The 24,503-nt window shown below is 68.7% G+C and carries 22 protein-coding genes; 12 read left to right on the top strand and 10 right to left on the bottom strand.

Features of this window, described 5'->3' with window-relative positions:
- Positions 1-24 precede the first annotated feature (24 nt).
- Positions 25-411 carry a DUF488 domain-containing protein gene (locus MLE42_RS06450; RefSeq protein WP_243287064.1) on the top strand — a complete coding sequence of 129 codons (387 nt, stop codon included), beginning with the start codon at positions 25-27 and terminating at the stop codon, positions 409-411.
- Here the strand turns inward: MLE42_RS06450 and MLE42_RS06445 are convergent.
- Entirely contained in the window at positions 401-1,603 is a 1,203-nt protein-coding gene (locus tag MLE42_RS06445; protein ID WP_243287063.1) for an amidohydrolase family protein, read from the bottom strand. The genes MLE42_RS06450 and MLE42_RS06445 overlap by 11 nt on opposite strands.
- Before the next feature lie 72 nt (positions 1,604-1,675).
- Between MLE42_RS06445 and MLE42_RS06440 the strand changes: the two genes are divergently transcribed.
- From MLE42_RS06440 to MLE42_RS06430, 3 genes are all read left to right on the top strand, one after another.
- Complete coding sequence (locus MLE42_RS06440; RefSeq protein WP_243287062.1) at positions 1,676-3,040, top strand: MFS transporter; 1,365 nt, start codon at positions 1,676-1,678, stop codon at positions 3,038-3,040.
- A gap of 156 nt (positions 3,041-3,196) precedes the next feature.
- Positions 3,197-4,417 (top strand): homogentisate 1,2-dioxygenase, encoded by a 1,221-nt coding sequence (locus tag MLE42_RS06435; protein ID WP_243287061.1) that lies wholly within the window; start codon positions 3,197-3,199, stop codon positions 4,415-4,417.
- Between the two features lie 156 nt (positions 4,418-4,573).
- Positions 4,574-5,491, top strand: coding sequence for a mechanosensitive ion channel family protein (locus MLE42_RS06430; protein WP_243287060.1), 918 nt, complete (start codon positions 4,574-4,576; stop codon positions 5,489-5,491).
- Positions 5,492-5,497: 6 nt separating this feature from the next.
- On the opposite strand, the gene MLE42_RS06425 is transcribed toward MLE42_RS06430, so the two are convergent.
- Genes MLE42_RS06425 through MLE42_RS06410 form a run of 4 tightly spaced genes read right to left on the bottom strand, consistent with a single transcriptional unit; the run spans position 5,498 to position 9,943 of the window.
- A complete protein-coding gene (locus MLE42_RS06425) occupies positions 5,498-6,964 on the bottom strand; it encodes an amidohydrolase family protein (protein WP_243287059.1) in 1,467 nt (488 codons plus the stop codon).
- Positions 6,965-6,990: 26 nt separating this feature from the next.
- Entirely contained in the window at positions 6,991-7,848 is an 858-nt protein-coding gene (locus MLE42_RS06420) for a flavin reductase family protein (RefSeq protein WP_243287058.1), read from the bottom strand.
- An 8-nt stretch (positions 7,849-7,856) separates the two neighbouring features.
- A complete protein-coding gene (locus MLE42_RS06415; RefSeq protein ID WP_243287057.1) occupies positions 7,857-8,891 on the bottom strand; it encodes a proline iminopeptidase-family hydrolase in 1,035 nt (344 codons plus the stop codon).
- A 32-nt stretch (positions 8,892-8,923) separates the two neighbouring features.
- Entirely contained in the window at positions 8,924-9,943 is a 1,020-nt protein-coding gene (locus tag MLE42_RS06410) for a fumarylacetoacetate hydrolase family protein (RefSeq protein WP_243287056.1), read from the bottom strand.
- 90 nt (positions 9,944-10,033) lie between these two features.
- Between MLE42_RS06410 and MLE42_RS06405 the strand changes: the two genes are divergently transcribed.
- Positions 10,034-10,930 (top strand): MBL fold metallo-hydrolase, encoded by an 897-nt coding sequence (locus MLE42_RS06405; RefSeq protein ID WP_243287055.1) that lies wholly within the window; start codon positions 10,034-10,036, stop codon positions 10,928-10,930.
- Positions 10,931-10,934: 4 nt separating this feature from the next.
- Here MLE42_RS06405 and bioA read toward each other — a convergent pair whose 3' ends face one another.
- The 4 genes from bioA to MLE42_RS06385 all read right to left on the bottom strand — a co-directional run bounded on the left by bioA (position 10,935) and on the right by MLE42_RS06385 (position 15,628).
- Positions 10,935-12,305: an adenosylmethionine--8-amino-7-oxononanoate transaminase gene (bioA, locus tag MLE42_RS06400; protein ID WP_243287054.1), complete on the bottom strand. Its 1,371-nt coding sequence runs from the start codon at positions 12,303-12,305 to the stop codon at positions 10,935-10,937.
- Positions 12,306-12,329: 24 nt separating this feature from the next.
- The gene (locus MLE42_RS06395) at positions 12,330-14,195 is read right to left on the bottom strand and encodes a cache domain-containing protein (protein WP_243287053.1); all 1,866 of its coding nucleotides are present in this window, start codon (positions 14,193-14,195) and stop codon (positions 12,330-12,332) included.
- Positions 14,196-14,342: 147 nt separating this feature from the next.
- On the bottom strand, positions 14,343-14,963 hold the full coding sequence (gene bioD, locus MLE42_RS06390; protein WP_243287052.1) for a dethiobiotin synthase: 621 nt from the start codon (positions 14,961-14,963) through the stop codon (positions 14,343-14,345).
- 17 nt (positions 14,964-14,980) lie between these two features.
- Positions 14,981-15,628, bottom strand: coding sequence for a tetratricopeptide repeat protein (locus tag MLE42_RS06385; protein ID WP_243287051.1), 648 nt, complete (start codon positions 15,626-15,628; stop codon positions 14,981-14,983).
- A 150-nt stretch (positions 15,629-15,778) separates the two neighbouring features.
- Here MLE42_RS06385 and MLE42_RS06380 point away from each other — a divergent pair, with 150 nt between their 5' ends.
- Positions 15,779-18,379 (top strand): PAS domain S-box protein, encoded by a 2,601-nt coding sequence (locus MLE42_RS06380; RefSeq protein ID WP_243287050.1) that lies wholly within the window; start codon positions 15,779-15,781, stop codon positions 18,377-18,379.
- A 25-nt stretch (positions 18,380-18,404) separates the two neighbouring features.
- Here MLE42_RS06380 and MLE42_RS06375 read toward each other — a convergent pair whose 3' ends face one another.
- A complete protein-coding gene (locus MLE42_RS06375; RefSeq protein ID WP_243287049.1) occupies positions 18,405-19,547 on the bottom strand; it encodes an aminotransferase class I/II-fold pyridoxal phosphate-dependent enzyme in 1,143 nt (380 codons plus the stop codon).
- 89 nt (positions 19,548-19,636) lie between these two features.
- Here MLE42_RS06375 and MLE42_RS06370 point away from each other — a divergent pair, with 89 nt between their 5' ends.
- The 6 genes from MLE42_RS06370 to MLE42_RS06345 all read left to right on the top strand — a co-directional run bounded on the left by MLE42_RS06370 (position 19,637) and on the right by MLE42_RS06345 (position 24,433).
- Positions 19,637-20,317, top strand: coding sequence for a Bax inhibitor-1/YccA family protein (locus MLE42_RS06370; protein ID WP_243287048.1), 681 nt, complete (start codon positions 19,637-19,639; stop codon positions 20,315-20,317).
- 26 nt (positions 20,318-20,343) lie between these two features.
- Positions 20,344-21,411, top strand: coding sequence for a peptidylprolyl isomerase (locus MLE42_RS06365; protein WP_243287047.1), 1,068 nt, complete (start codon positions 20,344-20,346; stop codon positions 21,409-21,411).
- Positions 21,408-22,391, top strand: a complete 984-nt coding sequence (locus tag MLE42_RS06360; RefSeq protein WP_243287046.1) for a peptidylprolyl isomerase — start codon at positions 21,408-21,410, stop codon at positions 22,389-22,391. Before MLE42_RS06365 ends, MLE42_RS06360 begins: the two co-directional genes overlap by 4 nt.
- Positions 22,392-22,395: 4 nt before the next feature.
- A complete protein-coding gene (locus MLE42_RS06355; protein ID WP_243287045.1) occupies positions 22,396-22,719 on the top strand; it encodes an RNA-binding S4 domain-containing protein in 324 nt (107 codons plus the stop codon).
- 51 nt (positions 22,720-22,770) lie between these two features.
- Positions 22,771-23,757 (top strand): 3'-5' exoribonuclease YhaM family protein, encoded by a 987-nt coding sequence (locus MLE42_RS06350; RefSeq protein WP_243287044.1) that lies wholly within the window; start codon positions 22,771-22,773, stop codon positions 23,755-23,757.
- A gap of 190 nt (positions 23,758-23,947) precedes the next feature.
- Complete coding sequence (locus tag MLE42_RS06345; protein WP_243287043.1) at positions 23,948-24,433, top strand: hypothetical protein; 486 nt, start codon at positions 23,948-23,950, stop codon at positions 24,431-24,433.
- The last annotated feature ends 70 nt before the right edge of the window (positions 24,434-24,503 follow it).

Here is a 24,503-nt window from a genome sequence, read left to right as displayed (position 1 = left end):
CTACAACTGCGCGGGGAGGACGCCATGGCCATCCGCGTGGTGCGACTGGGGACGCCGAGGGTGCCGGGGGAGGGGCTGCGGATCGGCACGGTGCGTCGGCCGCCGCGGGGCGTGCCCAAGGCCGAGTTCGCCTCGCGCGACTTCTACGACGTGTGGCTGCCAGAGGCCGCCCCCAGCGAGGAGCTGGTGAAGCAGGCCCAGGCCGCCGAGAGCGACAAGGACTGGGCGGCCTTCAAGAGGAAATACCGGGCGGAGATGAGCCACCCCGAGAAGGCCCGGCTCCTGGATCTGCTGGCGGCCCTGTCGCAGAGGACGGACCTGGCCATGGGCTGCTACTGCGAGGACGAGGCGCACTGCCACCGCTCCGTGCTGCGGGACCTGTTGGCGGAGAGGGGTGCGGTCATCCGCTGAGGGCGGCCGGATCCCGCTGGAAGATGCTGGCGGCGAACTGCCGGCCGGTGCGGGGGTCCCGCAGGGTGCGCTTCAGCACGAAGTCGAACAGGAGCGGGTTGGCCTTCCAGATCTCGTTGAGGGCCTTCCGCTCGGCCGCCGTGATCAGCTTGAGCTGCACGAGGCCGCGGGTCCAAACGACGAGGTCCACGCCGGGCAGGGGGTAGTCGCTGCCGTTGAGCAGGCGGCCGTCCAGGTCGCGGGCCAGCAGGGTCCGGAGCGGGCGGGGCAGCCGGTTGACTTGGGTGATGGCGGAGAGGTCGCCGAAGAGGCGGCCCTGGTACTTCGGCTCGTCCATCAGGCGCAGGAACAGGTCGAAGTTGGCGGCCGTCTTCCCGGGGTGGTCCAGGTCCTCGTTGCGGCCCAGACTGGCGCAGTGGGCCACGATCACCGTGACGCCCAGGTCCAGGGGCCGGCGCAGGCGCAGGGGATTGCCCAGGGCCTGGGCGCCCTTTACGGCCACCGCCTTCTCCTCGCCGGCGTGGGTGAGCAGCACCACGCCCAGCTCCTTCATGCGGCGGTAGAAGGCGTCGTAGCGGGGATCGGCGGGGTCGATGGCCTGGGCGTTGGGCAGCCACTTGAGCATCCGGACCCCCTTCGCCGCGCAGGCCTCCAGCTCCTGGAGGGCATCCAGGCGGGCCGGGTGGATGGAGGCCACGGGGATGAAGACGTCCGGGTATGTCGCAGCGGCCTCCAGGACGTAGGCGTTGGGCACATGGAACTCCGTGCGCGCGGGATCGGGCGTGCCGTCGGCGTGGTAGGCGCGGTCCATGGCCAGGAGGTGGATCCGCACGGGCCTGGGGAAAGCCCGGGCCCGGGCGGCGAGGACATCCAGGTAGTCGCGGTCGAAGTGATCGAGCCCCTTCACGCCGGTGGCCTTCAGGTAGAGGTTCGTCTCCAGTCGCTTCGCGGGATGCCGGAAGCTCAGCTTCGCGGGGTTTACGAAGGTCCCATCGCCGTCCTGCCCGAGGCCGAGAGCATGGACATGGACGTCCACCACGGGATGGGCGGGATCCAGATCCGCGAAGGCACGGTCGACGAGGGCCCGGGCGTCAGGGGGGAGAGGCGGAGGGGCCGCGGCCAGGCAGGCCGAGGCCAGGACCAGGGCCAGGGCAAGGCGGGACCGGAACCAGCGGGATGGGCGGGGAGACATCCGCCAGAGATACCAGAATCCAGGAAACGGGGACACCTCGCCATGCGAGACTAATCCGACCCTGAGGTATCCATGACCGCCGAGCCCTCCTTCCGCGAGAAGTACTCCTTCCCTGCCAGCTACTGGAACGCCAACCTCACGGAGCTGTTCGAGCGGGCGGCCTACTACTCCATGGCGAGCTTCATCGTCATCTACCTGGGGCGGCTGGGGCTCGGCGACTACTGGCCCAGCACGCTGAACGGAGTGCTCTGGTTCCTGGTCTACTTCCTGCCCATCCTGAGCGGCACCATCGCGGATCAGATCGGCTTCCGCCGCAGCCTGCTCCTGGCCTGCGTGCTGCTGGTGGGGGGCTACTTCCTCATGGGCTATCCCGTCTGGTTCGGCGGGCAGACCCTGGCCCTGCAGGCCGGGAAGGAGGTCACGGCCGGAATGGGCGTGATGGTGCCCGTGGCGGCAGCCATCGTGCTGGTCGGCATCGGCGGCTCCTTCGTGAAGCCGTGCATCGCCGGCACCGTGCAGCGCACGCACCTGGGCAAGGCCACCCTGGCCTTCGCCATCTTCTACATGGTCATCAACATCGGCAGCGTGTTCGGGCGCCTCACCGCCTTCTTCGTGCGCACCAAGCTCGGCAAGCTCGACACCATCTTCCTGGTGTCCATGGCGGCCTCGGTGCTGGCCTTCCTGGTGGTGGCGCTGCTCTACCGTGATCCAGAATCCACCGTGGACCCCGCCAAGCCCAAGCGCACGATCTCCGAGATCCTCCTCGGCATGTTCAAGGTGCTGGGCAGCGGCCGCTTCGCGCTGTTCCTGCTGGTGAGCAGCGGCTTCTACTTCATCTACAACCAGGTCTACAACGTGCTGCCGCTCTACGTGAAGAAGACCGTGGAGCTGAGCCCGGCCATGGACCTCTACACCATGGCGAACCCCATCACCATCGTGCTGTTCCAGCTCCTCATCACCAAGCTCTTCGGCAAGCTGCCGCCCATCAAGTCCATCATCGTGGGCACGGTGATCATCGGCCTCTCCATGCTGATCAACGTGGCGCCCCTCTTCATGACGGGCGGCGTGACCGCGAAGGTGCTGCTCCCCGTGGGCAGCCTCTTCATCGTGATGACCGTGGCCCTCATCGCCTTCGGCGAGCTGTTCGCCTCCAGCCGCCTCTACGAGTACATCGGCTCGCTGGCCCCCAAGGGCCAGGAGGGCCTCTACCTCGGCTATTCCAACCTGCCCATGGCCATCGGCAGCCTGGTGGGTGGTCCCGCCGGCGCCTGGCTCTTCAACCAGGTCATGTGCGCGGGCGCCGTGAAGCAGCCGGACGGCCTGCTGAAGCTGGACCCCAAGGCCGCCGCCACCGGCTGGATCATCCTCACCCTCTTCGGTCTGGGCAGCGCGCTGAGTCTGTGGTTCTACAACCGCTGGCTGCAGAAGCAGGGCTGAAATAACAAAGAACTGATGTAAGCGGAGGAGAGCGGAGACAGGGAGGAAGCGGAGAAAGATCGGCCGATCTTTTCTCCCTTCTCCTCAGCCTCTCCGCTCTCCTCCGCTTATTAAATTCATTTTGAGAGATAATGGCTCCTCGTCCCGAGGTCTTCCATGTCCAAGAAGGAAACACCGCTCTTCCCCCTGCGCAAGGGCCTTCACACGCGCCAGGCGCATGTGGACCTACCCGCGGGCACCTTCGAGGAGGAGCACGCGCGCAACGGGTTCTTCGGGCGCACCACGCACCTCTACCGCCTGCACCCAGTGACGGACTGGACGCGCATCGAAGGCCCCTTGCGACCCCACAGCTACGACCTGAACGGGCTGAAGCCGGTCGGTGGCGTGGGCTTTGACCGCGCCACCGGCGGGGGGGCGGGGGTGGGCGCGCCAGCGCGGGACCCCCGGGGGAATGCGGCCGACGAGGCGATCCGGGCCTCCATGTTCGGTTCAGTGGAACCGTCCTTCGCGCCCATCTGCATCCTGCACAACGCGGATGTGGCCCTGCACTGGGTGGCGCCTTCGGCCATGGATTTCTTCTACCGCAACGCCGACGGAGACGACGTCTACTACATCCACGCGGGCGGCGGGAAGCTGGAGACGACCTTCGGCGTGATCCACTACGCCACCGGCGACTATCTGGTGATTCCGAGGGGCACCACGTACCGCTTCCTGCCCGCTGAAGGAGAGCAGCGCTACCTCCTCATCGAGGGTTTCAGCGAAGTCACCATCCCCGACCGCAACCAGCTGGGCCCCAACGCCATCTTCGATCCCGCCATGGTGGACACGCCGGAGCTGGAGGCCTACGACGCGGCACCGCGGGAATGGGCCGTCCACATCAAGCGCGAGAACCAGATCACGAAGGTGTTCTATCCCTTCAACCCGCTGGACGTGGTGGGCTGGAAGGGCGACCTGACGGTCTGGCGCATCAACGTGAAGGACATCCGGCCCGTCGTTAGCGCCCGCTATCACCTGCCGCCCAGCGCGCACTCCACCTTCATCGCCAATAATTTCGTCATCTGCTCCTTCCTGCCCCGGCCCTTCGAGGAGGAGGAAGGCGCCATGCGCGTGCCCTTCTTCCACTCCAACATCGACTACGACGAGGTGCTGTTCTACTCGGCGGGCCACTTCTTCAGCCGCGACGGCATCGGCGCGGGCATGGTGACCTGGCATCCCCAGGGCATCCACCATGGGCCGCACCCCAAGGCCATTCCCCTCAGCCGCACCAAGGACCGGACCGACGAAGTAGCGGTCATGGTGGACGCCTTCCGGCCCCTGAAGGCCACGCCGGCTGCGGGGCTGGTGGAGAACGTGAACTACTGGGCATCCTGGAAGTAGCTTCGAGCCCGCGTTGGCCATGGTGATTCACTTCCCGCGGGACCCCGCACCAGGCGCGGCGGGAGAGGACCTGGTGCGGCCCGCATGCATGAAGGCGCCCTGAAAGCAGGCGACGCCGGGCTCCCGCGCCTGTTCCGCTTCCAGTAGACTGAGGACGTGATCGACCTGTCCCTCCAGCCTCTTCTCAAGACCGAGACCCGCCGCTTCGACCATTTCCTGGCGTGGATGGACCGCACGGGCTGGTCCCGGCTGGAGCATCTCCTCATGGTGGCCCTCGCCTGCCTGGCCATCCTGTGGAGCGTGAAGCTGGTGTCCCGCGCCGTGCGCCGGGCCGTGGACGACGGAAACGCGGAAGTGACCTCGGACGCCGAGCGGCGGGCGGACACCCTGGGTTCCGTGCTCAACAACACGGCCCGCGTCCTGGCGGTGGTCTTCTTCCTGCTCATGACGCTCCAGGAATTCGGCGTGAACATCGGGCCCCTGGTGGCCGGCGCCGGCATCGCGGGCGTGGCCCTGGGCTTCGGGGCCCAGAGCCTGGTGAAGGACGTCATCAGCGGGTTCTTCCTGCTCATGGAGAACCAGTTCGGGGTGGGCGACATCATCAGCGTGGACGAGAAGCACACGGGCACCGTGGAGCGCATGACGCTGCGGGTGACCCAGATCCGCGACTCGGAAGGCAAGGCCCACTTCATCCCCAACGGCTCCGTGGTGCGGGTGGTGGTGCTCTCCAAGGAGTTCGCCCGGGCCAAGGTCGAGGTGGGCGTCGGCTACGACACGGACATCGATGCGGCCATCGCGCTGCTGACGCGCATCGGCCAGGAGCTGGCCGAAGCCTGGCCGGACCGGGTGCTGGAGCCCACCCAGGTGCTGGGTGTGGAGGACCTGGGAGAGAGCGCCGTGACCCTGCGGACCCTCACCAAGACCGCCCCGGCCAAGCAGTGGGAGGTGGCCCGGGAGCTGCGCCGCCGCATCCTCATGGCCTTCCGGGAGGCCGGCATCGACATCCCCTACCCCCAGCGCGTGATCCATCACCGGGGGGATGCGGCGCCCTCCACCGCGGGAACGAAGGACTAGGCGCTCTTACCGGATGCCCACGTGCCCCCGCACGGAGTCGAGGAGCTTCACGGGGTCGTAGCCGAGGCCATCCTTGAAGACGGTGACCACGTTCTCGATGTCCTCGATCCTCCGCGTGGGGTCGCCCTTCACCACCACCAGGTCCGCCTGCTTGCCGGGCTCCAGGGTGCCGATGCGGTCCAGGCGGCCCAGGAAGGCGGCGCCGTTGGCGGTGTAGATGCGGATGGCCTCCAGGGGCGTGAACCCGGCCTCCACGAGCAGCTCCAGCTCCCGGTGGTCGCCGAAGCCCGGCAATACGCCGCCCATGCCCGTGGGATCAGGCCCGGCCAGCAGCTGACCCCCTGCCTGGGCGAAGGCCCGCTCGAAGGCCATCTCCTTCCGGAGCAGCTGCTCGGCGCGGCTGTTCGGGACCGCGGGGATCCTGGCCCGGGCGGCGAGATAGCTGGCCTTGGATTCCGCGGACATGGCCGCGAGCATCCGCGCCTGCAGGGGCGGGCGCCCGGGCACCCCCAGCTCGAAGACCGGCAGGGTGGAGGTGACCGCCACTTTCCTCGCCACCAGCTCCCGGATGAGTCCCCGCACCTCGGGGCTTGCGATGTCCACCTTCAGCCAGGAACCCCAGGAGGCAGCCACCGCGGGGCCCGCATCGGGCTTCTTGCCGGGCGTGAACTCGGTGTCGGTGAATACGGGGCCGTGCTCGAAGTTGTCGATGCCCAGGGCCATGGCCTCGGGCCAGGTGACGGAGCCCAGGTGCCCGGTCACCTTGAGGCCCCGGGCGTGGGCCGCCTGGATGGCGGCGCCCAGATCGGCCCGCCGGATGTTCATGTAGGCCTTGAAGGAGGTCACGCCCGCGTCGGCCCAGAAGTCCACGAAGCGGCGGGCATCCTCGGGGCCCCGCAGGGCGTACATCTGCGGCGTCATGGGCTCGAGGCCCTCAAGGTAGGGCCCCGTCACGTCCATCTTCGGCCCGGGCAGGAGGCCCGCATCGATCTGGCGCTTCACATTGAGGTCCGTGTAGGGCTCCAGGCTGCCCGTGGTGCGGATGGTGGTGACGCCGCAGGCCAGGTAGAGGCGCGGGGCCGAGTAGGCGATCTCGGCGAAGAGCCGCCCCGGGGCCGGGGCGCCGCCCTTGTCGTCGCTGTGGATGGAGTGGGTGTAGAACAGGTGGTTGTGCATGCCCACCAGGCCCGGAAGCACCGTGTGGCCCGCGAGGTCCAGAACCAAGGCCTCCTTCGGCGCCGCCAGGTTGGCGCTGGCCCCCAGGGCCTCGATGCGGCCGTTCCGCAGGATCAGCGTCTGGTCCTCACGGGCAGGCGAGCCGGTGCCGTCCACCACCCGCGCATGCATCAGGGCCACCACGGGCGCCTCGACCTTGAGGTACTGCCGAAGCTCGGCCGATGGTGTGGAGACCTGGGCTCCCAACCGGAGCGCGAGGAGGGCGAGGAGAACCGTGATTCGCGTGCGAGGGCTCATGCAGTCTCCGGGATCGTGAGTGCCAGTTAGGGATGCAGCCGCAGGCCCGCCAGGCGCCAGGCCTCGCCCAGGTCGTTCCGCGCCAGGGCCGCCTGCAGGGCCCGCTCCAGGCCCTCGGCATCCGCGGGGTCGCCGAGTCGCCGCGTCATGGCGGCCAGGTCCGGCAGGCCGGGGCTGTTGGCGAGCTGGCCCAGGTCGTTGGCGGTGAGGATGCGGCTTTGCTTCAGGGCCCCGGGCAGGGCGTCGTAGCCCAGGGGCTTCCCGGCGGGCTTGGGCACCTGGAAGACGGCGGCTCCGCTGGCCCGGGTGTAGAAGGCGCCGCCGTTGCGGCCGATGAGGTCGAGGGCGTCCGCATGGAGGAGGCCGTCCACGAAGCAGTCCTCCCGCACATGGAAGGCCAGCACCTCGCCGAGGAGCATAAGGCCGGAACCGGGGCCAGTGCCGAGTTCCACCACCTGCTGGAGGCGGCACTCCATCTGGAAGGGGCTCTCCGCCACCAGGGCCGGCTGCACGAGCCGTGCGGGAAGGGGCGTGAGGCCGCTCTTGGGGAACTCGTCCACGCCGTCCGGCCACTCGGCGCTGGCCACGTTCATGGGGTGCAGCATGGCGTGGCTCACGGCGGCGATGACGAACTCGCCCGTGGCCACGGCGTTCAGGTAGGTGTGCTTCACGGTGCCGTCGCGGCCCCGGCGGTTGGGCGCGAAGGCCACCGTGGGCGGATTCGAGCCGAAGGCGTTGAAGAAGCTGAAGGGCGACAGGTTCCGGATGCCGTCCTTCGAGATGGTGCTGGCCAGGGCGATGGGGCGCGGGGCCACGCCGCCGCAGAGGAGGGCGTTGGTTTCGATGGGCGAGAGGTCGCCGGGGAGGATGGTGCGCAGGGCCATACGCCGGCTCAGGGCTTCCCGAAGGCGACGGTCGTCCGGCCCGCGTCCGTCTCCTTGAGGAACCGGATGAGGCCCTCGCAGTAGGTGCGCTGGTCGTCCCACATGGACATGTGGCTGCCGTGGGGGCAGAGCAGGAAGCTGCCGTGCTGCACCTGGGTGGAGACCCACTTCATGTGGGCGGGATCCATGGTGTCGTAGGTGCCGCCGATGACCAGCGTGGGCATGGCCAGCTTCGGCAGGTCGGCCTTGCGGTCCCACTTCTCCAGGCGGCCCGAGGCGCCGAACTCGCTGGGGCCCTGCATGAGCACGTAGATGTCGTTGTTTGAGTGGGCGCCGGCCCGCTTGAAGGCGTCGGGCCACTCGGGCAGGCGGCAGAGGTGCTGGTTGTAGAAGTTCGGGATCAGCAGCTCCATGTAGCGCGGGTTCTCGTACTGGCCCTTGGCCTCGAGCTCCTTCACTTCCTTCACCACGGCGGGATCCATCTGCTTGGCCAGCACCTCGGTCGCGTAGCGGTTGTAGTCGGGAATGCTCATCATCATGTTCGAGATGATCAGCCCCTTGAGGTTGGCGCCGTACTTCAGCGCGTACTCCGCGGCCAGGATGCCGCCCCAGGAGTGGCCCAGCAGGTAGAAGTTGGAGCGATCGAGGCCCAGCGCCTTCCGCACCTGCTCGACCTCCTCCACGAAGCGCTCGGTGGTCCAGAGGTCGCGGTCCTTGGGCTGGTCCGAGTAGGCCGAGCCCAGTTGGTCGTAGTAGATGAACTCGATGCCCTCGGCGGGGAGGTAGCCCTCCAGCGACTCGAAGTACTCGTGGGTGGAGCCGGGCCCGCCATGGAGCAGCAGCAGCTTGATGCGCGGATTGCTCCCGAAGCGCTTGGTCCAGACCTTGAACGTGCCCTTGGGCGTCTGGATGGGGATGAGCTTCACGCCGCCTTCCCGCACCTTTGCCGTGTCCGCGAAGTAGGCCTTCAGGGTGGGCTTCTGCGCGAGGACGGGGCTCGCGGCGGCCAGCAGGCCGAGGAGGAGGGCGAGGGCGCGGCGCATGGTCACTCCGGAGGGGGGATGCCCCAGTCTAGTCAGTCCCCGGCCTCGCCGGAGGGCGTGCCGGCATAGAGATCCGGAAGGGTTCCACCCACTAGGTGCGCCGACATGTCCACCAGCCGCTCGGGCACGTGGGTGACGGTGTTCACCAGCCGGCCCAGGCCCTCGATCTCCAGCACCACCTCGTCGCCGGCCTTGAGCCAGAGGTTGTCGGTGATCTTGGAGCCGTTCAGCTCCAGCAGGCAGCCCGTCCCCACGGTGCCGCTGCCGATGACCTCGCCGGGCTGTATCTGGATGCCGTAGCTGGTGCGCTGGAGGATCTGGGCGAAGGTCCAGTTCATGCTGTCGGCGTTGCCGTCGGACAGGCGGTGCCCGTTCACGTCGCAGGTCATGCGGGCGTGGAGCAGCTCGCCCGTGGCGGTCCGCTCCAGGCTCAGCTCGTCCTTGGTCACCAGCCAGGGGCCCAGGCTGGTGGCGAAGTCCTTGCCCTTGCAGGGGCCCAGGGAGAGCTTCATCTCCTCCATCTGGAGCATGCGGGCGCTCCAGTCGTTCATCACCATGTAACCGAAGATGGCGTCGTCCGCCTCCTCCAGCGTGGCGTTCTTCAGGGGCCGGCCCGTGACGACGGCCACCTCCAGCTCGAAGTCCAGGCGCGTGAGGTGGTGGTCCTGCACCCGCACCTCGCCGGGGCCCGTCACGGCCAGGTGATTGGTGAAGTAGGTGACGGGGAAGAGGTCGAACTCGGGGATCATGTCCAGCCCGCGGTTGCGGCGGGCCGTGGCCACGTGCTGGCGGAAGGCGTAGCCGTCGCGCATGGACACGGGCCGGGGCACGGGGGCCAGCAGGCGCACGGACGCAGCCTCGATCAGGGCCCCAGCCCGCGGGGCGTCCGCCAGGGCCCGGGCCAGGGGCATGAGTTCGTCCTGGCGGCGGATGACGGTGAGCATGTCCACGGCCAGGCGAGGCTCGGCGGCGGCGAAGTCGAGGATGCGGCCGTCCGCCATGACGGCGCCGATCCTCTCCGCGTCGGCCTTCAGGAACGTCACCAGCTTCATCGGATTCTCCGCAAAGACCCAGTGTAATGCCGGAAAAACACGACTCCTGCATCGTCATTCGCGGCGGGTGGAACGGGGTACACTCGGGCCATGCGCGCCCTCCTCCTCGCCACGACCCTCCTGCTGCCGGGAACCGCCATGATGCCCTCCGCCCCGACGACCGCTGCCCGCCTCGAGCCCCTGCGCCTGGGCCAGCTGCAGGTGTGGAAGCTGCAGGACGGGCGGATCTCCCTCGCCGCCTCGCTCCTCAAGGGCCTCGATGCGGCGGAGGCGCGGCGGATGCTGGGCGGCCAGGATGCGGCCGACACGCCGGTGAACGCCTTCCTCGTGCGGATGCCGGGGCACACCGTCCTGGTGGACACGGGCATCGGCAAGGATCCCGAGGAGGACTCGGGCCACCTGGCAGAGCAGCTCGCTGCCGCGGGTGTGGCGGCCTCGGACATCGACCTCATCCTCATCACCCACGACCACTTCGACCACATCGGCGGCCTGCTGAAGGCCGATGGCACGCGGGCCTTCCCCAAGGCGGTCCTGCGGGTGGCCCGTCGCGAGCACGCCTTCTGGACCGAGGACCCCTCGCGCCTGCCCGAACGCCTGCGGGACCGGGCGCCGAAGCTGAAGGCGCTCTTTGAGGTCTACGGGAAAGCCGGCGCCTTCCGCCCCTTCGAGGACGGCGAGGAGCTCGCCCCGGGCCTCCGCGCCATCCCGGCCCACGGCCATACGGGTGGCCACACGGTCTACGCCTTCAGCTCGGAGGGCCGTGAGCTCTGGTGCATCGGCGACCTCATCCACTTCGGCGCGGTGCAGTTCCAGCATCCGGAAGTGGGCGTCGCCTTCGACCTGGATGGGGACCGCGCCGTGAAGGTCCGGCAGGAGCTCTTCCGCGAAGCCACCCGCCAGAAGGCGGTGCTGGCAGGCGCGCACCTGCCTCAGATCGTGCGGATCACGCCGAAGGGTGCGGGCTACGAGGCGGTGCCGGTACCCTGAGGCCTCAGAGCAGGTCCAGCAGCGTCTCCGCGGCCTCGTGGATCCGCGCGGGGGGTGTGCTGAGGGGCGGCAGCAGGTAGAGGCAGTCGCCCATGGGGCGCACCAGCAGACCGTGGTCCAGGGCCCGGCGGTGGAGGCGCCAGCCGAAGCGGTCCTCCGTGTCGTGGGCCTGGCCGGTGGCGGGATCCACCAGGCGGCAGGCGCCGATGGCGCCCAGCACACGGGCCTGGCGCACGGCGGGATGGGCGGCCAGGGCCGTGAAGGCATTTTTCATCGCTTCGTGCAGGGCGGCGGCGTTCGCCAGCACGGGCTCGTCGTCGAAGAGGGCGAGGCTGGCGCAGGCCACGGCGCAGGCGGCGGGGTTGCCGGTGTAGCTGTGGCCGTGGAGGAAAGCCCGGCCCGAGGCGGGCGTGCCCCAGAAGTGCCCGTAGAGCTCCTCCGTGGCCCAGGTCATGGACAGGGGCAGGGTGCCGCCCGTGAGGCCCTTGGAGAGGCAGAGCAGGTCTGGCGCCACGTCCACCTGTTCGCACGCGAGGAAGGTGCCGGTGCGGCCAAAGCCCGTGGCCACCTCGTCGAGGATGAGGTAGACGCCGTGGGCGTCGCACTGGGCGCGCAGCTCCCGCAGCAGCTCCGGCGGCCACATGCGCATGCCGCCCGCGCACTGGATGAGGGGCTCGGCGATGAAGGCGGCGAGGCGCTCCCCGTGGGTGGCGAAGAAGGCGGCCATGGACTGGCGGGCCGCCCCCAGGCGTTCGGGCCAGCCGGCCATGTCGGAGGTCGGATCGGGCACCACCTCGAGCCGCGGATCCTCAGGTACCTCCAGGCGCTCGCAGGCCAGCAGCAGGGGGCGGAAGAGGCCGGTCATGAAGTTGTCCAGCTCGCCCACCCCCACGGCGCCGAGCGTGTCGCCGTGGTAGCCGCCGCGCAGGGCGCCGAAGCGGTCACGGCCCTTCTGCCCCCGCTGCAGCTGGGCCTGGAAGGCCATCTTGAGGGCCACCTCCACGGCGGTGCTGCCGTCATCCGAGAAGAAGGCGCGGGTGAGGTTCGGCGGGAGCTTGGGTCGCAGCCGGACCACCAGCTCCAGGGCGGGCTCGTGGGTGAAGCCCGCGAACATCACGTGGTCGAGTTTCGCCGCCTGGCGCTCCAGGGCGCTCACCAGCTTCGGGTGGCCGTGGCCGTGCAGGCAGGTCCACCAGCTGGAGACACCATCCAGCACCCGTTCCCCGTTGGCCAGCAGCAGGTCGCAGCCCTCGCCGCCGATCACGGGCACCGGCGGGTCGGCCTCATGCACCTGCATCTGCGTGAAGGGATGCCACACATGGGCGCGGTCCAGGGCGAGGCGATCGGTCCAGTCGGGGGGCAGGGGCGTCGGCATGGCTCCAGTCTAGGCCAGCCTTGTTCAGGTCTTGGGATCGGCGCGGGGGACTTCGGGGTAGAGCTTCCGGGCACACTCGGGGCAGATGCCGTGGCTGAAGTCGGCCTCGGTGTGCTCGGAGATATAGGTCTCCAGCTGGTTCCAGGAGCCCTTGTCGTCGCGGATCTTCTTGCACGAGGCGCAGATGGGGATGATCCCGTGGAGCGTCTTGATGGTGTCCAGGGCGGTCTGGAGCTCCTGGGTGCGGAGGGTGACCCGCTGCTCCAGCGTGTCCTTCAGATCGTTCAATTCGCGGAAGGAGACCCGGAGCGCGTCGGTCATCTGCTGGAAGCGGTCGTTGAGGTGCTGGATCTCTTCGATGCGGCTGGGGGCGAGGGCCAGGTCGGCGCCTGGAGTTCCGCTGAGGCGTCCGGGGAAGGCGCGAGTGGCCTCCTCCAGGCGGGCGATGGCCCGGGTGAACCTCCGGCTGAACAGGTGGGCCAGGGCGATGGTCAGGAGAATGAGGAGCAGGAGCGTGCCGAGGCCTTGGATGGTGATCCGGCTCAGGCTCGAGATCAGCGGGGCCTGGGGGGATTCCACCACCAGTTTCCAGGGGAGCTGCGGGCTCAGGAGGCCTTCCTGGACGATGAAGGATTCGCTCCACCGCTGCAGGGCGCTGCGCCCCGGCCTGGCCGGGGGGATGACGTGCCAGACCCCCTCGCCGCGCGGACGGCGCTCGCCGGGTGGGGGCGCGAAGGCCGACATCATGGCCAGGTCCTTCCGGGTGCTGGCGACCACGTGTCCGGAGCGGTCGAGGAGGGTCAGCTGGGCGTCGGCGGAACTGGCGACGATGGCGAGGACCTCCTGGATCAGGCTGGCATCCACGATGCCGATGCAGTAGCCGTCGTACCGTCCATCCCGGACCACGGGGACCACGAGGGAGATGACCGGCTCCGGTCTACCGATGCGGCCCATGACCACGTCGGCCACCCAGGGTTTGAGGGACTCCCGCAGGATCGGGATGTAGGGCCGATCGGCGAAGTTCCGTCCGAGGGTGGGATGCCCCAGGGCATCGACCAGGGGGCTGAAGACGATGACGTTCGCATGGACATCCAGCACGCCCGCCCGCTTGAAGGCCGGCATGGCCGTCCGGATGGCCTCCACCGTGCGCTGCAGATCCTCCCGCCGCTGGTTGGGTTGGGAGGCCAGGCTCGCCAAGGTGGCGATGCTCTGGTGGCGGTCCTCGATCCAGGTCTGGAGCACCTGGCGGGCCACCAGATCCAGTCCGGCGCTCTGGCGGATCATGTCCTGCTCGCCCCGACGGACCTCCTGGTGGACGAAGGCCGTCAGGTAGAGGAGGGCCGGGAAGGTCACCAGCGACACCATCGTGACGAAGACCACGGATCGGAAGGCCGGACGGGCCGCCTCGGTTCCACGGGAGCGCGCCCGCCAGGCCAGGTGGAGGATGCAGGCCAGCAGCGCGTTGATGATGCCGTTGGTGGCCTGCTTCAAGAAGACCAGCGCCGTCGTCTGGACCGGGGTCCGCAGCACGAGGTGATAGAACACCCAGATCAGGGGGATCCCCAGGGCGCCCCAGAAGACGAGGTCCGCCAGGAGGAGATCCCAGGAGCGGCGCCGCACGAGCCAACCCACGAAGAGGGCTTCGCCCACGAGGATCACCATGGCCCATGGGTGGTTCCAGAGGATCCAGGTGGCGCTGCCCGCGATGAGGGCCGCCACCACGCCGGGCCCCTCGCCGACGTGGAGGATCACGAGCATCACGAGGACCGATCCGAAGATGAAGTCCACGTTGAAGAAGATCTCGTAGCGCAGCAGGTTGACCAGCAGCCCGGCGACTCCGAACAGAAGCGGGAGCCACAGCCGGCGTCGCAGAAGAGTGGGGGCTGGCATGGGGTCCTTTCCGAGGGGAGAGGGAAAGGCTGAAGGGGGTGCCGGAAGGCTGTTTCAACCGAGGCGCGACGTACCCGAAGACGAAGACCTCAGTTGGCGCGGGCCGCCTGAAGATAGCGTATGGATCGGTTTGAGGTGCCCTGGAAGTTATTTCAGGGCATGGACAGGCATGGGAAGAAATCCCTGCAGAACAGTCGCATTCTCGTTTGCCGCGTCCTGAGTCGCGCCATCGGCGCCTGGGTTGAGGAGCACGGCCTCGATCCGCCAGCCGCGAAGCATGAGGGCCTCGGCACTGAGCAGGGTGTGGTTCAAGGTGCCGAGGCCGCCCAGGGCCACCAGCACGCAGGGGATCCGCAGGCCGGTGGCCCAGGCCAGGAAGTGGGTGTTCGGCCCCAGGGGCACCATGAGGCCGCCCACGCCTTCCAGCAGGATGCGGCCTTCGCCGGGATGAGGGGCGGGGCGCAGGCACCAACGGGCCGTGGCTTCCAGATCGAGGGTGCGACCTTCCCGCAGGGACGCGGCCAGGGGCGAGAGCGGCGCCCGCAGCAGGACATGGCTTTCAGCGGTGATGCCCGGTCCGGCCACCGCGCTGGCATCGGCTTCGGGGTGATCCGCGCGATCCACACCCGTCTGGAAGGGCTTGCGATAGCTGACCGGACCCCGCTCCGCCCAGGCCCGCGCGATGCGTGAAGCTACGAAGGTCTTCCCCACGCCCGTTCCGGTTCCGAGGACCCAGAGCGGGCTGGGGAGGGCATCGAGGTTCAGCATGGATTCAGCAGGGCGGATCAGCGGGGCGCGGCGCCCTTGTTGAGCTGGGCGAGCAACTGGCGGGCCTGGGTGGCCTGCTCGCTGTTCGGAGCGAGGACCAGCACCTTGTTGAAGGCCTTGGCCGCTTCATCGGGCTTGTTGAGGTCGCCGGCGTACACGATGCCGAGGTTGAAGACGCTGGGCACGTGGGAGGGATTGATCTTGCCCGCCTTCTGGAAGTTGGCGATGGCCTTGTCGAACTGGTTGAGCTGGCGGTACATCACGCCCTGGTCCGTGAGGATGTCGGGATCGTCGGGCTTCAGGGCCAGGGCCTTGGCGTAGGCGTCCACGGCCTTCTGGGGCTGATGGCTGTCGAAGTAGTCGTTGCCGAGGCCCACCCAGGCGTCGTGGTTCTTGGGCTCGGCCTTCACGACGGCCTCCAGCTTGATGATGCGGGCCTGCATCTCCGCGTTGGGAAGGCCCATGCCCGGCGGGATCTGCCCGGGGGCCGGGGCTCCCGCGGCCATGCCGCCGCCCAGGGAGGGCGCCGGCATCACCACGCCCCCAGTGGGGGTGGCGGCGGTGGGGGTGGCGGCATTCCTGTCGCCGCTGCCGCCGACGACGTAGCCCGCGAGGAATCCCACGGCAAGGCCTCCGATCAGGGCGAACACGATGTTCCGATTCAAAAGCCACCTCCTGAAGACCCTCCGGTCCCCTAGAATTCTCCCACAGGTTGCGCCCACAGCCCGGGGCTGATGGGAAAGACATGAGCCTCCCGGAATGGGGCGCGCCATGCCAGGATAATTCCGATCCCAAGCTACCTGAACGAGGTGTCCGTGGCCGACCCCATGCCCAGTCCAGCCACCCCGGGCCGGTACCCCGCCGCGCTCGTGCTGGCCGTCGGGGTGGTGCTCAGCCTGGTGGGATTCTTCGTGGCCCGGGACGCCAACTACCGCCAAGTGGAGGCGCAGTTCCACGAAGCGGCCCGCGACCGCGCGGAGAGCGTGGCCGAGGGGCTCCGGCACAGCTTCGAGGATGTCGGCGTGCTGCGGAGCTACTTCGAAGCCAGCGATGACGTGAGCCGGGCGGACTTCGAGGCCTTCACGGCGCCCACCCTCGCCCTCCATCCCTACATCCAGGCCTTCCAGTGGCTGCCGGAGGTGGGTCCGGAGAACCGGGGCGCCTTGGAGGCCGAGGGCAAGCGCTTCCAGCCGCAGTTCCACTTCTTCGGAAAGGGCGAGGGCGATCGGAATGTCCCCTTGCGTCCGGACCACCGCTTCTTCGCGATCCAGTTCGTGGCGCCCTACCGGGGCAACGAGGTGACCCTGGGTTATTCGGCAGAGCACCTGATCACCCGCCAGGAGACGCTGGCCCGCGCGTTGCGCACCGGGGACGTCTCCGCCAGCGGCCGGATCCGCTTGCTCCAGGAGACGGCTGCCCAGGCGGGGATCCTCGTCATGGCCGCGGTGCGGGACCGGCAGGGTCGGCCCGTGGGCGTGGTGCAGGGAGTCTTCCGCGCCGGAAACCTGGTCCAGAAATCCATCGCCATCCTGGAGCCTCGCGGCGTGGACCTGCGGCTCCTGGATGCCAGCGCGCCGCCTTCGGAGGCCCTCCTGCACCTGGAGCCTTCGCCGTTGCCTCCGGCCGGCCCGCCAGGACCCTCCAGGCTCCAGCATGTCCTGGGCTTCGATCTGGCTGGCCGGCGTTGGCAGGTGGTCGTGACGCCGGCCCCGGGCTACTACGGCCTGGCGGCCGGCTGGCGGGCCTGGGGCGTCCTGGCCGGGGGGCTCGCCTTCAGCCTGGTGCTCTCGGGCTATGTGCGCGCCCTGCTGGCCGGCCAGGCGGAGATCCGAACCCAGGTGGAGGTCCGGACGCGCGAACTGGCGCAGGAGACGGAGAGCCACCGGCGGGATGCGGCGGCGCTGAGGGAGAGCGAAGCGCGGTTCCGCCACCTGGTGGAGGTGATGGGGGAGGGCATGTGGGTGCTGGATCCGGAGGGGAGGACCACCTTCGTCAACCGGCGCATGGCCCAGATCCTGGGCTATGCCCCGGAGGAGATGATCGGCCGCCCCCTGTCCGACTTCATGTTCGAAGAGGACCGCGAAACCTCAGACCGCAACATGGCGCAGCGGAGGAACGGGATCAGCGCCCAACACGACTTCCGCTTCCGGAAGAAGGATGGCGAGGAGGTCTGGACCATCGTCACCGGCAACCCCGTGATGGACGAGGACAAGCGCGTGGTGAGCGTGCTGGGCATCATCACGGACATCACGGAGCGCCGCCGGGCCGAGCAGGCGCAGCTCCAGAGCCAGAAGCTGGAGAGCCTCGGCGTGCTGGCGGGCGGCATCGCCCACGACTTCAACAACCTGCTCACGGCCATCCTGGGGAACATCAGCCTCGCCCAGATGTGCACGCCGCCCCTGTCGCCCGCGCGGCCCTACCTGGAGAACCTGGAGAAGTCCGTCCATCGCGCCACCGGCCTCACTCGGCAGATGCTGGCCTACTCCGGCCGGGGCCGCTTCCTGGTCGAGCCCCTGGACCTGAACCAGGCCGTGGAGGAGATGTCCCACCTGCTGGGGGTCTCCATCTCCAAGAAGGTGGCGCTGCGGTTCCAGCTCCAGCCGGGCCTGCCGGCCCTCATGGCCGAGGCCTCCCAGATCCAGCAGGTGGTCATGAACCTCGTCACGAACGCCTCCGAGGCCATCGGCGACGGGGAGGGCATCGTCTCGATCCGCACGGGCACGCAGGCCTATTCGGAGGAGGACCTGGTCCGGGACTTCCCCGGGCAGGCCATCGCGCCCGGCACCTTCATCACCCTGGAAGTGTCGGACACGGGACAGGGGATGAGCCCGGACGTGCAGGCCCGCATCTTCGAGCCCTTCTTCACCACCAAGTTCACGGGCCGGGGTCTGGGGCTGTCCGCCATGCAGGGCATCGTCCGCGGCCACAAGGGCGGCATCCGCGTCTACAGCGAGGTCGGAAAGGGGACCACGTTCAAGCTGATCTTCCCGGCGGGGCTGGAGGCGGAACCGGGCCCGTCCGGGGAGGATGCCTCCGTGAGCTGGAGCGGGTGCGGGACCATCCTGGTGGTGGATGACGAGGAGAGCGTGCGGGGTGTGGCGGGCGCCCTCCTGCGTTCCATGGGATTCGACGTCATCGAGGCCAGGGATGGCCAGGAGGGCCTGGAACGGTTCAAGGCCGAGGGCAGCCGGATCAAGGCCGTGCTCCTGGATCTCACCATGCCGCACATGGATGGGGTCGAGGCCTTCCGCAAGCTGAGGGCTCTCGATCCCACCTGCCGGGTGGTGCTGATGAGCGGCTACAACGAGCAGGAGGCCGTCCACGAGTTCCTGGGCAAGGGCCTCGTTGCCTTCGTCCAGAAGCCCTTCCGGCGCGCGGGCCTGATGCAGGCCATGCAGAAGGCCTTGGGAGGCTGATCCGCGTTCCCCGACGTCCGCCGGATCAGGCCCCCGGGGCTTCCAGGGCCAGGGCCTCCAGGAGGGCCAGGATCTGCGCGTCCTCCAGGTGGGCGCCGGTGGTGATCCGCAGGCGCGCCGAACCCTCCGGCACCGTGGGGGGACGCACGGCCCGCACATCGAGGCCCCGGGCCTGGAGGCGGCCGGCCAGGCGCACCGCCTCGGCATCCGGCCCCAGGGGCACCGGCACGATGGCCGAAGGGGTCTGGGCCTGCCCCAGGGCCCGCCGGAGGAACGCCGCGTGGGCCCTGGCCCGTTCGCGCCGCCAGGGCTCCGCCCGGGCGAGGCGCACGCCCGCCAGGGCCGCGCCGACGACGGGCGGGGGCAGGGCCGTGGAGAAGATGAAGCCCCGGGCGGTGTTCACCAGGTGCTCGCGCATGGGGCCGTCGCAGCAGATGAAGGCGCCGAAGGCGCCCAGGGCCTTGCCGAGGGTGCCCATGACCAGCGGCACGCGGCCGTGGACACCCTGGTGCTGGGCCAGGCCGGCGCCATCCGCGCCGAGGAGGCCCGTGGCGTGGGCCTCGTCCACCAGGAGCAGGGCGCCGTGGCGGTCGCAGAGCACCAGCAGGGCGGGCAGGTCCGCCGCGTCGCCATCCATGCTGAATACGGCGTCCGTGGCCACCAGGGCCAGGGCCTGTGCCGGGGCCGAGGCGCGCCAGAGCTCGAGCTGCCGCGCGAGGTCCGCCAGGTCGAGGTGCCGGTAGATGCCCAGGTGGGCGCCTCCGGCGCGGGCCATGCGGCAGCCGTCCACCAGCGAGGCGTGGTTGAGGGCGTCGGAAAAAACGGCGTCGCCGGAGCCCGCCAGGGCGGGGATGAGGGTGGCGTTGGCCTGGAAGCCGGTGTTGAAGAGGAGGCAGGCCTCCGCGCCCTTCCAGGCGGCGAGGGCCGCCTCCAGCTCGTCGTGGAGGGGCGTGGTGCCCCGGAGGAGCCGCGCCCCTCCCGCGCCGGCTCCGTGCTCGCGGGCCGCCGCCGCCGCGGCCTCCGCCAGCCGCGGGTCCCGCCGCAGAGCCAGGTAGTCGTTGGAGCAGAAGTCCACGCCCGTGGCCGGGTGGATGGCCCGGTCCCGGCCCAGGGCACGGCGGCGATCCGCCTGATGCCGGAGGCGTTGCAGCCAGGGAGAGGGGATCACGGAACCTCGGGGTCCTTGGAGGCAGGGTAAGGGTGGGGGGAATGTTAGGATCTGAGGGGGATCCACGCGGATCCCCCTTGGAGCGTGGCATGGATTATCAGCAGTCGTGGCAGGGAGCTTCCACCGGAGCGCAGTCCCGCGTCGATTTTGTCCGAAGCGTCTACCTGTGGCTCATGGGCGGGTTTGCCGTGGCGGCGCTGGGCGCCTTCAGCGCCCCCCTGGTGGGGACCGCCCTGATCTCCGTGGCGGGCCGCTTCTGGTTCTGGGTGCTCTTCGGCATCCAGTTCGGATCGCTGATGTTCGCCTCCCGGGTGAGCCGGCGGAAGCCCCTCAACCGGGTGGCCTATGTGCTGTTCACCTTCATCTCGGGCGTCATCGCGGGCATCGTGGCCCTGGCGGTGGCCCAGGGAGCGGGGTTCATGCCCGTCTTCACCGCCTTCGGCCTCACGGGCGTGGTGTTCCTCACCCTGACGGTCACGGCCTTCGTGTCCAAGAAGGACTTCAGCTTCCTGCGGAACTTCGTCATCGTCGGCATCGCCGTGATGTTCTTCGGAAGCCTGGCGGCGGCCATCTTCCACCTGGAGACCTTCAGCCTGATCATCTCCGGCGTGGCGGTCATCGCCTGCTCGGCCAAGCTTCTCTGGGACACCTCCGCCATGCTCCGCACCAGCGATTTCGGTGATCCCGCCGGGTTCGCCCTGGCGCTGTTCGTGAGCCTCTACAACATCCTGATCTCCCTGATGAACCTTCTCGGCGGACGCCGCCGCTAGCGCCTTCCCGGCACCCAAGGAATCCCATGCTCCGTGCTTCCCTGATCTCCATGATCGCCCTCGGTGTCGTCGCACAGGAGCCCGCCAAGGCTCCCGCGCCGGCTCCGGCCCAGACTCAAGCCCAGGCCGCGGCAGCGTCGGCTCAGGCCGCGGCCCCGAAGCCCCAGGCCCCCGCGCCCAAGCCTGAAGAGGTGGTGCTGGCCAAGGTGGGCGGCGAGCCCATCACCGAGGCCGATTTCCAGGCCGCCTTCCGCCTGCTGAACCAGCAGGAGCAGATGCAGATCCTCATGATCCAGGGCGGCAAGGAGGAGTTCGTCAAGCGCATGGCCGAGAGCAAGCTCCTGGCCGTGAAGGCCAAGCGCATGGGGCTGGACCAGACCCCCGCCTTCCGGCAGGCCGTGGAGCGCACCAAGGACGATCTGCTCGCCCGCGAGTACCTGGCCAAGGAGAGCGAGGTCCTCCAGAAGAAGCTCGCGGTTTCCGACGATGATGTGAAGGCGTTCTACGAGAAGCACAAGGACCGCTTCAAGCAGCCCGAGCTGGCCAGCGTGCGCCACATCCTGGTGTCCGTGAAGCGCGAGGGTGAGGAGAAGGGCCTGAGCGAGGCCGCGGCCAAGGCCAAGATCGCGAAGATCCAGGCCGAGCTGAAGAAGGGCGCCAAGTTCGAGGCCCTGGCGAAGAAGTACAGCGACGACCCCGGCAGCAAGGAGAACGGCGGCCTCTACGAGGATGCCGACCCCTCCACCTGGGTGCCCGAGTTCGGCGCGGCCGCCCGCACCCAGCCCATCGGCAAGGTGGGGGCGCCTGTGAAGACCCAGTTCGGCTACCACCTGGTGAAGGTGGAAAGCCGCAAGGCGGCCCGGGAAGTGCCCTTCGAGGAGGCCAAGCAGGTGGCCGAGCAGGGTGCCCAGCGCGAGCGCCAGGCCGTCATCTGGAACGAGCTGATGGACAGCCTCCGCAAGGAGATCCCCTTCGAGCTGGCCAAGCCTTCGCCTTCGGAAGCCCCCGCGCCCAAGGCCCCGGCGGCGCCGAAGGCCGAGGATCCCAAGACCGCCCCCCAGGCCGCTGAAGCCCCCAAGGGAGGTGCCCGTTGAAGGCGCTGAACCCTGTCCTCGCCCTGGCGCTCCTGGCGCCTGCGGGGCTGACCGCCGAGGTGCGCGAGGAGATCCTCGTCATCGTCAACAGCCACATCATCACCCGCCGCGACCTGACGCAGGCCGTGGAGCAGCAGAACGCGGCCCTCTACCGCCAGTTCTCCGGCAAGGAGCTGGATGAGAAGCTGCAGACCGCCCGGGAGAAGACCCTGCAGGGGATGATCGACGCCTACCTGCTGGAGGACAAGGGCGACGAGCTGGGCTCGCCCATCACGGACGACTACGTCCGCGCCAGCATCGACGGCATCAAGAAGGAGAACAACTTCGCCACGGACGCCGACCTGGAGCGGGCCCTGAAGACCAGCCTCGGCATCGGCCTCCCGGAGTTCATGAAGCGCCAGAAGCAGCAGGCCACCCAGCAGTACGTCCTGCAGCGGGAGGTGTTCTCCAAGGTGGCCGTGGAGGACAACGAACTGCGGGCCTACTACGAGGACCACAAGGATGAGTACCGGCTCCCCAGCCGCTTCCGCATCCGGGAGCTGGTGCTGGCCAAGGGCGCCACGCCCGAGGAGCAGGCGGCGACCCGCGCGAAGCTGACGGAGATCCAGGCGGCGCTCAAGGCCGGGAAATCCTTCGAGGAACTGGCCCGTCAGAACTCCGTGAGCCCCAGCAAGGCCACCGGCGGTGACCTGGGCTGGATGAACAAGGGCTTCCTCCGCGCCAGCATCGAGGACGCCGCGGTGAAGCTCAAGCCCGAGCAGGTTTCGGCCCCCATCGAGACGGACAAGGACATCTACCTCATCCAGCTCATCGCCCTGGAGGACGCCCCGGTCAAGGACTTCGCGGAGGTGAAGGCCAAGATCCTGGAGAAGCTCCAGGAGCCCAAGGCCCAGAACGCCATCGAGCAGTACCTCGCCAACCTGCGGATGCGCGCGAACATCCGCTACCTGGTGCCCAAAGAACAGATCCTGAAAGGCTGATGCCGTGCGCCTCGACGCCTTCCTCAAGAAGAGCCTGCTCATCAAGCGGCGCGAGCTGGCCAACCAGCTCTGCGACGAGGGGATGGTGCGCGTGAACCAGGTGCCCCGGAAGGCCAGCCACGAGGTCAAGGTCCAGGACGAGCTGGAGTTCCCCCTGTACAACCGCGTGCTGAAGGTCCGGGTGCTCTCGCTGCCCGAGGGCAATGTGAAGAAGGCCGACCAGTGGTCGCTCTTCGAGGTGCTGGAGGACAAGCGGCTGCCCCTGGACCTGGGCTACGGCGACGAGGATCCCTTTGCGCCCCCATCCAAGCCGCCGCGCAGCCATTGACAGCCGTTGTCGCTGCGCTGGCCCCACCCTGATGCGGCGAAGGGAGTTCCCATGTCCGACCAGCCGCTCCTCCGGAGCCTGAAAGAAGGCGCAGCCTTCCAGGGTTTCCTCCTGGCCCAGGAAGCCGCCTACAAGGTGAGCGCCAAGGGCAGCGAGTACCTGGAACTCAAGCTTTCGGATGCCTCCGGTGACCTCAAGGCCTTCCTCTGGGACGTGCGGGCCATCGAAGGCGACATGGATGCGGTGCAACCCGACGCCTTCCTATGGGTGAAGGGCGCCGTGACCAGCTACAACGGGCGCCTCCAGATGAAGCTGGACAAGGTGCGCTTCGCCGCGGACGTGGAGGTGGGCGACTTCTCCCGCTTCTTCCCCGTCAGCGCCCGCCCCGTGCCGGACATGCTGGCCGAGCTCGATGCCCTCATCGCCTCCGTGGAGGACCCCTGGATCCGCCGCCTGCTGGAGGCGCTGTTCGTGGTGGACACGGACCTGCGGGCGGCCTTCGCCCAGGCCCCGGCCGCCAAGTCCATGCACCATGTGTTCCTGGGCGGCCTGCTGGAGCACACCCTGTCCGTGGCGGCCATGGCCGACCGGGCCTGCGGCCACTACCGGGCCTTGAACCGGGACCTGGTGCAGGCGGGCGTCCTGCTCCACGACGTGGGGAAGACGGCGGAATTGAGCTACCAGCGCAGCTTCGGCTATACGGACGCGGGCAACCTTCTGGGCCACATCGCCTTGGAAACCGACTGGATCAACCGGGCGGTGGGCAAGATCCCCGGATTTCCCGAGGACCTCCGCCTGCAGATCCTGCACATTGTCCTCTCCCACCACGGCCGGCTGGAATTCGGCTCACCCGTGCTGCCCAAGACCCCGGAGGCCCTGCTGGTCCACTACCTGGACGACCTGGACGGCAAGCTGGAGGTGATGTTCCGGGCCGCGCAGGACGAGTCGGACAGCGGGTCCTGGAGCCCCTACCACCGAGCCCTGGACCGCATGATCTACCGACGGCGGTGGCCCAAGGTGGACCCTGTCGAAAAGTGATCAATACGGCGAATAGACTGGCCATATCTGGACGCATCTGAGCGGATTTGTCTTCATGTGGGCAGGTCTGGCTCGGCAGAAGGTGAAAGGAAGTCCTGCCGATTCAGATGATGTGCTAAACCTGCCCTGAGCGTGATGCTCTGGCACGCCTCTGGCCCTATCGGAAGATCCCACCCTTCCGAGGTGCGCCATGAAGCTGTCCCGCAAGGCCAAACGCTACGACGAATCCGTGCTGCCCGGCGAGTTCCAGGGTTTCGTGCCCTTCCGCCAGGCCGACGCGGAGCTGGACAGCACCCTGGAGGGATTCCTCCGCCGGGACGATGATGGCGTGCAGCTGGGCGAAATGGTCCTGGAGTGCCACGCGCCCAAGCGCCTCAGCTTCGCCAAGCTGAAGACGAAGGCCGAGATGCTCTCCGAGAAGGTGGACTACCTGAAGGAGCGCCTGGAGATCGTGGACCACGACCGCCGGGGGATGTACATCCAGCTCCGCAGCCTGCCGCCCTACAAGGACGACACCCAGATCCAGTTCAACGAGATCAGCCTCGGCAAGAACAAGGTGGTGGTGAAGCGCATCGCCTTCTTCCGCAAAGAGGAGGTGAAGCAGCAGGTGCCCCTCAACCTCTCCGAGCTGGAGCTCAAGCGCCTCCTGTTCGATATTCGACAGGCGATTGCGTAGGGGGTATAAGTCTTTTCATTGCGTTTCATGAGATCAAAAAGGGCGCCCATGGCGCCCTTTTTGATCTCGC

The sequence above is a fragment of the Geothrix terrae genome (assembly GCF_022808775.1).
In the GTDB taxonomy this organism is placed as follows: domain Bacteria; phylum Acidobacteriota; class Holophagae; order Holophagales; family Holophagaceae; genus Geothrix; species Geothrix terrae.
Note: the sequence above shows the minus strand (reverse complement) of the source record. Positions and strands in the feature narration are given on the sequence as shown.

Coding starts and splice junctions, on each gene's coding strand:
- MLE42_RS06450 (WP_243287064.1), top strand. CDS start 25: ATGGCCATCCGCGTGGTGCGACTGGGGACGCCGAGGGTGCCGGGGGAG.
- MLE42_RS06445 (WP_243287063.1), bottom strand. CDS start 1,603: ATGTCTCCCCGCCCATCCCGCTGGTTCCGGTCCCGCCTTGCCCTGGCC.
- MLE42_RS06440 (WP_243287062.1), top strand. CDS start 1,676: ATGACCGCCGAGCCCTCCTTCCGCGAGAAGTACTCCTTCCCTGCCAGC.
- MLE42_RS06435 (WP_243287061.1), top strand. CDS start 3,197: ATGTCCAAGAAGGAAACACCGCTCTTCCCCCTGCGCAAGGGCCTTCAC.
- MLE42_RS06425 (WP_243287059.1), bottom strand. CDS start 6,964: ATGAGCCCTCGCACGCGAATCACGGTTCTCCTCGCCCTCCTCGCGCTC.
- MLE42_RS06420 (WP_243287058.1), bottom strand. CDS start 7,848: ATGGCCCTGCGCACCATCCTCCCCGGCGACCTCTCGCCCATCGAAACC.
- MLE42_RS06415 (WP_243287057.1), bottom strand. CDS start 8,891: ATGCGCCGCGCCCTCGCCCTCCTCCTCGGCCTGCTGGCCGCCGCGAGC.
- MLE42_RS06410 (WP_243287056.1), bottom strand. CDS start 9,943: ATGAAGCTGGTGACGTTCCTGAAGGCCGACGCGGAGAGGATCGGCGCC.
- MLE42_RS06405 (WP_243287055.1), top strand. CDS start 10,034: ATGCGCGCCCTCCTCCTCGCCACGACCCTCCTGCTGCCGGGAACCGCC.
- bioA (WP_243287054.1), bottom strand. CDS start 12,305: ATGCCGACGCCCCTGCCCCCCGACTGGACCGATCGCCTCGCCCTGGAC.
- MLE42_RS06395 (WP_243287053.1), bottom strand. CDS start 14,195: ATGCCAGCCCCCACTCTTCTGCGACGCCGGCTGTGGCTCCCGCTTCTG.
- bioD (WP_243287052.1), bottom strand. CDS start 14,963: ATGCTGAACCTCGATGCCCTCCCCAGCCCGCTCTGGGTCCTCGGAACC.
- MLE42_RS06370 (WP_243287048.1), top strand. CDS start 19,637: ATGGATTATCAGCAGTCGTGGCAGGGAGCTTCCACCGGAGCGCAGTCC.
- MLE42_RS06365 (WP_243287047.1), top strand. CDS start 20,344: ATGCTCCGTGCTTCCCTGATCTCCATGATCGCCCTCGGTGTCGTCGCA.
- MLE42_RS06350 (WP_243287044.1), top strand. CDS start 22,771: ATGTCCGACCAGCCGCTCCTCCGGAGCCTGAAAGAAGGCGCAGCCTTC.
- MLE42_RS06345 (WP_243287043.1), top strand. CDS start 23,948: ATGAAGCTGTCCCGCAAGGCCAAACGCTACGACGAATCCGTGCTGCCC.